Origin of the sequence: Persicitalea sp. (genome assembly GCF_041751555.1) — a bacterium.
GTDB lineage: Bacteria > Bacteroidota > Bacteroidia > Cytophagales > Spirosomataceae > Persicitalea.
In genome coordinates this window covers 1-10,906 of record NZ_JBGSXF010000170.1, presented here as the reverse complement: position 1 = coordinate 10,906, position 10,906 = coordinate 1, and the positions used below count along the sequence as shown (strand labels likewise).

Annotated in this window: 7 protein-coding genes; 6 read left to right on the top strand and 1 reads right to left on the bottom strand. The window is 54.0% G+C overall.

Going from position 1 to position 10,906, the window contains the following annotated elements:
* From ACEW8P_RS05895 to ACEW8P_RS05885, 3 genes are all read left to right on the top strand, one after another.
* Positions 1 to 814: RagB/SusD family nutrient uptake outer membrane protein (locus ACEW8P_RS05895; RefSeq protein WP_373512176.1), on the top strand; the 814-nt coding region annotated here is incomplete at its 5' end.
* 100 nt (positions 815 to 914) lie between these two features.
* Positions 915 to 3,521: a hypothetical protein gene (locus tag ACEW8P_RS05890; RefSeq protein WP_373512175.1), complete on the top strand. Its 2,607-nt coding sequence runs from the start codon at positions 915 to 917 to the stop codon at positions 3,519 to 3,521.
* 17 nt (positions 3,522 to 3,538) lie between these two features.
* The gene (locus ACEW8P_RS05885) at positions 3,539 to 6,022 is read left to right on the top strand and encodes a beta-galactosidase (protein ID WP_373512174.1); all 2,484 of its coding nucleotides are present in this window, start codon (positions 3,539 to 3,541) and stop codon (positions 6,020 to 6,022) included.
* Positions 6,023 to 6,061: 39 nt separating this feature from the next.
* Here the strand turns inward: ACEW8P_RS05885 and ACEW8P_RS05880 are convergent, their stop codons facing one another.
* Positions 6,062 to 6,967 carry an AraC family transcriptional regulator gene (locus tag ACEW8P_RS05880; RefSeq protein WP_373512173.1) on the bottom strand — a complete coding sequence of 302 codons (906 nt, stop codon included), beginning with the start codon at positions 6,965 to 6,967 and terminating at the stop codon, positions 6,062 to 6,064.
* A gap of 279 nt (positions 6,968 to 7,246) precedes the next feature.
* On the opposite strand from ACEW8P_RS05880, the gene ACEW8P_RS05875 reads away from it, so the two are divergent.
* From ACEW8P_RS05875 to ACEW8P_RS05865, 3 genes are all read left to right on the top strand, one after another.
* Entirely contained in the window at positions 7,247 to 9,775 is a 2,529-nt protein-coding gene (locus ACEW8P_RS05875) for a DEAD/DEAH box helicase family protein (protein WP_373512172.1), read from the top strand.
* Entirely contained in the window at positions 9,775 to 10,464 is a 690-nt protein-coding gene (locus ACEW8P_RS05870; protein ID WP_373512171.1) for a transposase, read from the top strand. Before ACEW8P_RS05875 ends, ACEW8P_RS05870 begins: the two co-directional genes overlap by 1 nt.
* 4 nt (positions 10,465 to 10,468) lie before the next feature.
* Positions 10,469 to 10,906, top strand: a 438-nt coding sequence (locus ACEW8P_RS05865; protein WP_373512170.1) for a type I restriction-modification system subunit M N-terminal domain-containing protein, incomplete at its 3' end; no start/stop codon positions are given.

The window sequence follows — 10,906 nt, the reverse complement described above, 5'->3', positions numbered from 1 at the left end:
ACTGGCCTTAGGGATGCTGATGCGGTTGCATCTGAACGAAAAGAACTGGCCGAAAGCGGAACAGGCTGGCCGCGAATTACTGACGCTGGGATACAGCCTGGTGGCCAATTACCCCAATCTATTTCGTACCCCCACGGAGCGGAATTCGGAGACGATCTGGGCGGTTTCCTGCGATGCCGGGGCCGACGGAAACCCATTGCAGGGTAATTTCAATCCCTGGTCCTACTACTGCCTGCCCAACGATTACAAGGGTATCCGCACGGGCGGTGGCTGGGGGCCCAGAGTTGGTGTTTTTACGCCCACTTGGACATTCTACGATTCGTTCGATGCCGCCGACAAGCGCCGGACGTTGATGGTCGACTCCTACAAGGATGGCGCGCGAAACCGTGCAAATATGCGGGGCCCCGTGCTGGTCAAATATCCCGACGAAGACAGCCCGCAATACCAGGGCAACGACCTGGTCATCTTGCGCTACGCCGACGTGCTGCTGATGCTGGCCGAGGCCATTAACAATCAGGCCGGACCGACCGCCGAGGCAGTCGATTTGATTAACCAGGTACGGAAACGGGCGGGGATAGCGAACCTACCCGTCGCTGACGCCGCTACTAAAGATGCCTTCAATACCGCCGTCCTGCGCGAGCGGAGTTGGGAGTTGTACTTCGAAGGACTTCGGAAGATGGATTTGGTGCGCCATGGTAAGTGGGAATCAGCGCTGAAAGCGGCGGGCAAGATTCCGGGACCCAGCCCTTACTTCCCGGTGCCGCAGTATGTCCTCGATCTCAACGAAGGTTTGGAGCAGACACCCGGTTATTAATAAAAACTTACGCCTCACCGTCTGGTAACAGCATCGGTGGGGCGTTTTCTTTTTTGTCAAGATTATAATGAAATCAGCTTTTTCCAATTCTATGTACCGTTTGTTTCTTCTTCTCGCGCTTTGCAGCTTGACCACGGCCCACGCTCAGACGAAAAAGCCTTCCGTTCCCAAAGCCCGTTCCGTCGTGCAGGATAAAGAGGGAACGATCCGCTGGTCGGATACCAAGCAGGAAATCGCCTTGTTCGGGGCCAACTATTGCCTGCCCTCCGCCTGCGATTACCGGGCCGCAGGCTACGTGTCGAACGACCGTAAAAAAATGATCGACCAGGACATGACGCACTTCGCCCGGATGGGCTGGGACGGGTTGCGGTTGTGCCTGTGGGGAGATTTTGAAAACACCGATTTCGACGGGAACCTGATCGCCAACGATCATCTCGAGATGATGGACTACCTGATCATGAAAGCCAAAGAGCGGAATATTTATATGCTGCTCAGCCCGATTGTCACGTACAGTTCGCAATGGCCCGACGCCATGCAGGACACTACGAGTGCGCGGGGCTTCTCGATACGCTATAAGAAGGGCGAATTAGGAACGAATCCAAAAGCCATCGCCGCCCAGCAAAACTACCTCCGCCAACTGCTCGATCACGTAAATCATTACACAGGTGTAGCCTTGAAAGACGAGCCAAATATTTTGTTTGTAGAAATGATTAACGAACCCTGGCACCACAGCAAAGATGTGGCAGGGTCGGTGAATTATATTAACGCACTAGTGGACGCCGTGCGCAGTACGGGCTGCACGAAACTGGTATTTCACAACGTCAGTCAGGATTTTAACATTTCGGAGTCTTTGAAAAAATCAAAGATACAGGGTGCCAGTTTTGCCTGGTATCCGTCGGGACTGGTTTCGGGGCATACACTCTCAGGCAATTATTTGCCCGTAGTGGACGATTACTCGCTGATGCTCAAACCGGAACTGAAAGGGCTGGCCCGATTGGTCTATGAGTTCGACAGCCCCGACCTGCTCAACGGCTACATGTACCCGGCAATGGCCCGCACCTTCCGCACGGCGGGGGCGCAGTTCGCGGCCATGTTTGCGTACGATATGCTGGCCACCGCACCCTTCAATTTGGGTTGGCAAACGCATTACTTCAATATGGTGTACACGCCAACCAAAGCCATCGGTGGCATAATCGCCGCCGAGATAATGCGCGAAATACCAATGTATAAGGATTTCGGCAAGTACCCGGACAACACTTCGTTCGGCCCGTTCCGCATCAGCTACGAAGACAACCTTAGCGAAATGGTAACGGCGGACAAATTCATGTATAGCAACACCACGAAAACCAACCCAAAAAACCCCAAAACGTTAACCAAGCTAGTCGGCTACGGCTCGTCGCCGGTGGTGCAGTACGAGGGCAAGGGGTTGTATTTTTTGGATAAAATAAAAGACGGTACCTGGCGACTGGAAGTCTATCCTGATGCGGTACAAATCGACGACCCGTTCAAAATGCCCAGTCCTGACAAAGTGGTCACCCGCAGCATCAGCCGGAATTGGCCGATGCAGGTGCAGCTACCCGATTTGGCCGGGTCATTTGCCGTTCAGCCTCTGAATGAGCGCAATACCTACAAAACCCAAGCGCAAGATGGCGGCTTTACTATCCGCCCCGGCGTTTATTTACTGACAAGCGATAAGGCCGTCACCAGGGCTTCGTTGCCCGCCAAAATCGGTAACCTGGGCATGACCGAGTACGCCATGCTCGCCGATCAAACCTTACCGACGCAGGTGGTAGTGGATTACGAACCAGAGTACCAGGCGGAAAAATCCATCTCGTTTTCGGCGCAGGTGTACAGTGCCGACGAACCGCAGAAAGTAACGCTGTTCATGCGGTACGGCGGCAACGGACGGTACATGCCGCTGCCCATGAAGAGGGAAGAGGCGTACACCTACACCGTAGAACTCCCCGCCAATCGCGCCACCGAAGGCGTGCTCGATTATTGCATCGTGGTGGACGACGGAACCACCCCAATCAACTACCCGTCTGGGATCGCTAAAAGTCCGGCTGACTGGGATTTTTACGGAGCGGAAACCTGGACTTCCCATGTGGTGAAGCCGCAAACCCCGCTGCGCCTATTGACCCCCGCCGAGGATGTAGGCGAACTGGCCTTCACGCGCATCGGAGACGGTATCCGGTCGGGAATTTACAAACTCATCCCGGCCTCCAATACGGGCGAAGCGGCGATTCATCTTGAACTGCCGCTGAGCTACGACCAATCGCTGGAAGATTACACGGTATCGGTACCCGTCAAGAATAAGGTACTCGCACGCCAAACGGACCTGGCAGGAGCCAAGTCATTGCAATTAACGGTGAAAGGCCAGAATCAGCAGCAGCAGGCCTACATCACGCTCGTCGAGAACGATGGCACCAGTTGGAGCCAAAAAATTACCCTTTCTCCCGACTGGAATACTGTAAACATTCCGCTGGCCAACCTGCAATTGAGCAAAGGAGCCATGCTGCCTTTGGGCTATCCGGGGCGCTGGGCTTACTGGTTTACTCCCGCCAGTGGGCGCGCGGCTGACAATCGCGTCCGGCTGGAAAACGTGGAGTGGGTTCAGCTTTCGATTCGGCAGAGCGATCTAAAAAAAGAAGAAGCCACCGCCAATTCCTGGATCGACATCACTTCGGCCTTAGTCTCGTTCGAGTAATACACCTTTTCCAGATCATGCCCATCCCCACCTTACGTTTTTCGTTGGCCGTTCCTGTCGTCTTGTTGTCCTGTTTCATCACAGTCACAAGCCTTTTGGCCCAATCGTCCTCAGACATTCCCTATACGCTCGATGCCTCCACGCCATCCCCACCCGTGCGGTCGGATCACCTAAAGCTGGGCGGCACCAATGATAGGGGTCAAAGCATCGCCGTCAACAATTTCTATATCAGTCAAAACGGCAAGCCCTCCATCCCGATTACGGGCGAATTCCACTTCTCGCGCTATCCCCGTGCTTACTGGGCGGAGGCTATTCAGAAAATGAAGGCCGGAGGCATCAACATGATCGCCACTTACGTGTTTTGGAGCATGCACGAGGAACACAAAGGGGAGTTTACCTGGCAGGACACCCGCGATCTGAGACATTTCATCGAGCTTTGCAAACAGTACGATATGCCCGCCATCGTACGCATTGGGCCATTCGGTCACGGGGAAGTTCGCAACGGGGCGCTGCCCGATTGGCTGCTGGGCAAGCCGCTGACGGTGCGCTCCAATGATCCTGAATACCTGAGGTACGTCGAGCGGTTGTACGCTCAGATTGGTCAGCAATTACGGGGGTTATTTTTCAAGGACGGCGGGCCGATCATTGCCATTCAGCTCGAAAACGAATACCAAAGTTCGGCCGCGCCCTGGGGCCTGACCTATCCCGGCCAGCCGCTGGACTACACCGCCGCCGACCGCGACCGGGCCGTAACGCAAGAGGGCGTCGGGGTGGCGACGGTGGCGAATCCCTACGCTGAATTGGGAAACGATCATATGCGCATTCTCAAATCATTAGCACAAAAGGCGGGGCTGATCGTGCCAATCTACACGGTCACGGGTTGGGGAAATGCCGCCGTGATCGCCAACGAAACGCTGCCCGTGACAGCGGGCTATGCCTACCCGACCTGGACGACCAAGAAAGATATTTCGCCGTTTTACCTCTACACCGATCTGCATAAAAAGCCCGATTACGCCCCGGTGCGCTACGTGCCGCAGGATTATCCCTACTTTTGCGCCGAGCTGGGTTCGGGGATTATGAGTACCTACACCCGGCGGCCCGTGGTACCCGACAACAGTATGGACGCGCTGATCAACCGCTGCGTGGGGAGCGGCGCCAACGGCATTGGCTACTACATGTACCACGGCGGCTCCACGCCGAAAGGCGAATTTTTTTTCAATGACGAAGCCTACGGCTATCCCAAGATTTCCTACGACTTTCAGGCACCCATCGGCGAATATGGTCAGGTGCGCCTGGCCTATCATCGGTTGAAGTTGCTGCACTTTTTTCTAAACAGTTTTAGCGCCGAACTCGCGCCCATGACCACCCGGCTACCGTCGAACGCCGAATCGTTGCAACCGACCAACGTCCGCGACTTGCGCTATGCCGTGCGCACCGATGGCCGGAGCGGCTTTCTGTTCTTGAATAATTTCCAGGACGACACGACCATGACGGATAAGAGCGGCTTGCGTTTCCGGCTAAAAACGGCAGAAGGCGAGGTGAGTGTTCCCGAAAATTCAACTTTCGCGCTCAAAAACGAAGGAAACGCGATTTTTCCCTACAACCTCGATATGGCGGGGGTGAAACTTATCTACGCCACCGCCCAGTTGTTGACCCGTTTCAAGATGGGCAAGAAAACGCATTACGTGTTTTTTGCCCCGGAGGGTATCGCCCCCGAATTTTCAATTGCCAAAAGCAAAGGCGCTTCGCTGCAGGCAATTGGCTCAGCCAAAGTCGAGCAAAACAAGAACCGCTGGCTGGTGCGCTGCCCGCAGGCAGGCGTGAGTGAATTTACGATTCGCCAGGCCGACGGCACGGAGGTGGCCGTGCTGGTATTAGATCACCAAACCGCCCTTAATTCCTGGGAAACGACCATCGGTGGAGCGCAGCACCTCGTTTTTTCGTCCGCGCTGGTATTGCCCCAGAGTGAGGGACAGCAACATACCCTGCTCAGCATGGGCCAGTCTGATTTTTCGCTTTCTGTTTATCCAAAATCATCTGCCTTACCAAAATTGGAAGGTGGTAGTCTTGAAGTTCAAAAAGTTGACGGCCCGCTTTCAGTGTACCAGATTCGTCTGCCAAGGCAAACGATGGCTATCCAAACCAAAAAATTGGGCGAGTCTCGCCTGATATTGGATCTGCCCGAAAAACTGCCCGACGGCGTGAACGATATTTTCGCCCAAATCGACTACACGGGCGACACCGGGATAGGCTTCATTGATGGCAAGCTGGTTACCGACGAATTCTACAAAGGACTTCTTTGGCTGGTAGGACTCAAGCGTTTCGTGGCATCTGACTCGGCGCGTCAGATGAATTTCTACTTTCGGCCGTTGCACAAGAGCGCGCCTTTTCTGGTGGATATTCCAGCCGCCCTCCTGCCTGATTTTGGTAAAAATGGCCGTCACCTCTCCATCGACAAAGTCGAGTTTACGCCGGAATACAAAGCGACAGTTCAGTTCTGAGCGGAATAGTCGAGTGGTATTTTTGGGACAAAGTGGCGGCTAAACTTTCCGCAACTTCCGGAAATCGCGCGGCGAATTGCCCATGACTTTGGTGAAGACCCGACTAAAATGGTAAGGGTCGCTGAAGCCAATTTGGTAGGCGACGTCTTTTATCCGTAGCTGGGTGTTTTCCAGAAGCCGACATGCCTCCTGAATTTTCAGGAAAGTAAAAAAATTGATCGGCGAGCTTTGTACTTTCTCTCGAAAAACTGCCGAATAGTGCGAAGCCGACATACCCGCTATGCCGGCTAAATCTTCCAATGCAAACGAATTACAAAGGTTCTCCTTCATGTAAGTGATCGTACGGCTCACTGCGTCCTGTTCAGCGGGGTTAACCGGATTGGGATTGTAAACTGCAGTATTGAAAGTAGCCAGAAAGCGGCCCAGGCTGCTGTTGGCGTACACGATATTGTCCATGTTATACGACATCTCGACGTGGGAAAGGATGTCCTCGAAAAGCTCGAAACGTTCGGGTTGAGGCGACACGGTAATGGGCGAGAAGCCAACTTCCTGTTGTAAGAAATCCAGGAAGTACTGCGAACGGGAGCCCGTAAAGTGCAACCAATAAATAGTCCAGGGGTTGGTGTCATCCGTCCCGTACCGATGCGCTACGTGCGCGGGCAGAATAAAGACCTGATTTGGCTTCACTGTGTATTTCTGGTCGTTCAGCGCATACCATCCTTCACCCTTGACGCAGTAGATTAAAATGTGCTGCGCGCTTCCTTTGCGCCGTTCCCGTGTGTGCAGGGCCGCATTGGGGTAGTAGCCAATGTCCGTAATGTACAGGTTCTCGCACAGCGGGTGCGCCGCAATTTGCTTTGTCAGTTCGCCCGGCAGCACACAGCTGCGCTGGCCGACGAAGCCTTCCTTTTTTTTATTTATACTGGGATTGGTGTCAGGAGTCATACCGATGACTAAACGAATGCTGATTTATTCAAGAAAAGCATACTCCTTGCAAAACGATAATTTGTCCTTTATTTACCCATATCCAGAATAAGCCCACCATTTGACCAAAATCATGAATAACTTACTTACACTATCAGTCGGGATAAGCGTTTGGCAAAATTAATTGAGTAATTTTTCTTTTACCAAGTGAGTGGTCGTCTTGCAAATTGAAAGTTTAACTTTCAATTTGCGTGGAAAACGCACTGGAAAGATCCGACCCCTCGCCACCCACCACCTGTCATGAACAACGAAGCCCATGCAAGAATCCGAATAAATCAGCTTCTTGAAGAAGCGGGTTGGCGATTCTTCGGCGATAAAGCGGGGCCAGCCAACATCTTGCTGGAAAATCGGGTCAAGATCACGCAGCGCGAGATCGACGCCTGGGGCGAGGATTACGAGCGCACCAAAAGCGGTTCGCTGGATTTTCTGCTTACCGATGACCTCGGTAAGCCCGTCTGTGTCCTGGAAGCCAAGCGGGAGAGTCTGCACCCGTTGGCAGCCAAGGAGCAAGCGCGAAAATACGCCAAAATCGTCGAAGCGCGATTTGTAATTCTTTCCAACGGGATCGTACACTACCTTTGGGACACGACGAAAGGCAACCCCAAGCCGATCTACAAATTCCCCTCACCCGACGAAATCGGGGCCATCAAAGACTGGCACCCCGATCGGCAAACCCTGGCCGGGGAGACCGTGGCTGCCGACTACATCGCGGCGGTGCAGATGCCCGACTACGCCCGGCGGCCCGGTTGGGCGGGCAGCGTCGGAGATAGCCCGGATTTTATCTGGGCCAACGGGCTGAAATTTCTCCGAAAGTATCAGTTGGAGGCTCTACATGCTTTACAGAAAGCCGTAAGCGCGGGCAAAGACCGCTTTTTGTTCGAGATGGCGACCGGAACGGGTAAAACGCTGATCTCGGCGGCGGTGATTCGCCTTTTCCTACGGTCAGGAAACGCCCGGCGGGTGCTGTTTTTGGTGGATCGGCTGGAACTGGAAGATCAGGCCTGGAAGGCATTCACCAATTATCTCAAGCCCGACTACAGTACCTTCATCTACAAGGAACACAAAGCCGACTGGCGTCAGGCCGATATCGTCGTAACCACGATTCAGTCGCTGATGGTCAACGACCGCTATCGTTACCATTTCAATCCAACCGACTTCGACCTGCTGATTTCCGATGAAGCCCACCGCTCCATTTCCGGCAACGCGCGGGCGGTGTTCGAGTATTTTCATGGCTACAAGCTCGGCCTGACCGCCACGCCCAAAGACTACCTCAAAGGCGTCGATGCCGACCGGGTGCGGGCCGACGATCCGCGCGAGATCGAGCGGCGGATGCTGCGCGATACCTATTCGACCTTCGGCTGCGAGGGCGGCGACCCCACCTTCCGGTATTCACTGCTCGATGGCGTTAAGGATGGCTACCTTATCAACCCCTGGGTGCTGGACGCCCGCACCGAAATCACGACGCAACTGCTGTCGGACGAGGGCTACGCCGTCACGCTCACCCACGAGGATGGCGAGGAAACGGAAACCTTCGTGTCGCGGGATTTTGAGAAGAAGTTTTTCTCCGATAAAACCAACCATATTTTCTGCCAGACGTTCTTGCAAAATGCCCTGCGTGACCCGATTACCGGAGAAATCGGGAAGACGATCCTGTTCGCCGTGAGTCAGAACCACGCCCGTCGGCTGGCCGAGATTCTGAACGAACTGGCCGACCAACTTTTTCCGGGAAAGTACGCTTCCGATTTTGCGGTGCAGGTCACTTCGCAGGTGAGCGATGCCCAACAGATGACGATCAATTTTTCCAATAACAACCTGAACGGCAAAACACCCTGGCTCGACGGCTACGCCTCGGCCAAGAGCGGCGTGTGTGTGACAGTGGGCATGATGACGACGGGCTACGACTGCACCGACCTGCTGAACATCGGTATGATGCGCCCGATTTTCAGTCCGGCGGATTTTGTGCAGATCAAAGGGCGCGGCACCCGGCGGCATACCTTCGAGTATAAGTTCAAAAACCAATTGGGCGAGGAAGAAACCGTTCGACACGAGAAAGAGGCGTTCAAGCTTTTCGACTTTTTTGCCAATTGCGAGTACTTTGAGGAACGCTTTGATTACGACGAAAAACTGCTCTTGCCCAAGCCGCCCAAGGGCAATGGTCCCGGCCCGGAGGGTCCCGTGAACATCGATAAGTACACGAGTTTCCGTCCCGACCCGCTGGCGACCCTGCACGAGCAGCGAATCGGCTACGAAGGCATGAAGATCGACCGGATGCTGTTTCAGAAATTCGAGGATCGCGTCGTGATGGACGACCTCGTCCGCAAACACGTGGAGTTAGGCAACTGGGAAGAGGTCGTGAGCCACATCCAAAGCGAGATTTTCGATAAGCCCGACCAGTATTTCAGCCTGGAAAAATTGCGAAAAGCGGCCATGATCGACCGCAAGGTATCCGTACGCGAGGTGGTGGAAAAGATTTTTGGCATTATCCCGAAGTTCAAGTCCAAGGACGATCTGCTGGAAGAGGAATTCGATAAGTTCATTTCGATTTATCCCCCGCAGGAAGACGTGAACCTCCGGGCGTTGAAGTATTTTTTCAAAGCCTACATCGTGGACCAGGACGTCCGCAAGATCATCACCACCAAGGATTTCCAGGCCCTGCACACGCACCCCACGTTGAGCATCGCGCAGTTTCGGGCGGTGGCCCCGACCTACCGGGACGTTATTCCGGTGTATATTCGGGATTATATCAAGTTGGATAAATTCGCGGCCTGATGGAGGATAAATACCAAAACAAATACCGCGTCGCCTCGTCCCGCTGGCAATTATGGGATTATGGCTGGGATGCTGCCTATTTCGTCACGATTTGCACCAAGGACCGCGCCCACTATTTCGGCGAAATCGCCAACGACAAAATGGTTTTGGCCCCGGCGGGGGTAATGGCCGATGTGTTGTGGCACGAAATAAAAAACCACGCCAAAAATATCGGATTGGGCGCGTTCGTGGTGATGCCCAATCATATTCATGGTATTTTGATTTTGGATGGAAATGACGCGGATGGAAACGATACCTATATTGGTAACGATACCAATACCGTAGATGCCGTAGATGCCGTAGATACCGTAGAGACAAGGCATGCCTTGTCTCTACCACAAACGTCACCCCCACCACAAACGCCACCACCGCAATCATTCCAACCGCAATCCCCACAACCACCCCCCAACCCCAACGACAAAACCCCCGGCCAACGCCGATTCCAAAACCAGGGCAAAAACACCATCTCATCCATCCTGGGCGGGTACAAATCGGCCGTAACCAAACACGCCAACCGCATGGGCCTGGAATTCGATTGGCAGGCCCGGTTCCACGACCACGTCATTCGCGACGAAACCTCCTTTGTCCGCATCACCGAATACATCCTCAACAACCCCAAAAATTGGAAGGACGACCGATTCTTCGATTGACAATATGCTCGATACCGACACCAAAAAACGAATAGACGATTGCCGCGACATTTTGGTCGGCAAACTACCCGACCCCAAGGCCCAGATCGAACAGATCACGATCGGCCTGATTTACAAATTCATGGACGACATGGACCGCGAGGCCGTCGAACTGGGCGGCACGGCCAAATTCTTCACCAACTACACCATTCCCGACCCCGAAGACGCCACCAAAACAAAAACGGTGGAATTCGAAAAATATCGCTGGGACCACCTCTTCGACGCCAGGACGACGGCCAGCGAACTGCTGAACCTGTACGCCGAGGCCATCGCGGGCATGGACAAAAACCCGAACATTCCAGCCCTGTTCCGGGAGATTTTCAAGAACGCCTTCCTGCCCTACCGCGACCCGGAGACGCTGAAATTGTTCCTGAAAACTATCGGCGGCTTTGAATACACCCAC

Bases quoted from the DNA above. Each gene is read 5' to 3' on its own strand.
- ACEW8P_RS05880 (WP_373512173.1), bottom strand. From the start codon at position 6,967: ATGACTCCTGACACCAATCCCAGTATAAATAAAAAAAAGGAAGGCTTC.
- ACEW8P_RS05875 (WP_373512172.1), top strand. From the start codon at position 7,247: ATGAACAACGAAGCCCATGCAAGAATCCGAATAAATCAGCTTCTTGAA.
- ACEW8P_RS05885 (WP_373512174.1), top strand. From the start codon at position 3,539: ATGCCCATCCCCACCTTACGTTTTTCGTTGGCCGTTCCTGTCGTCTTG.
- ACEW8P_RS05870 (WP_373512171.1), top strand. From the start codon at position 9,775: ATGGAGGATAAATACCAAAACAAATACCGCGTCGCCTCGTCCCGCTGG.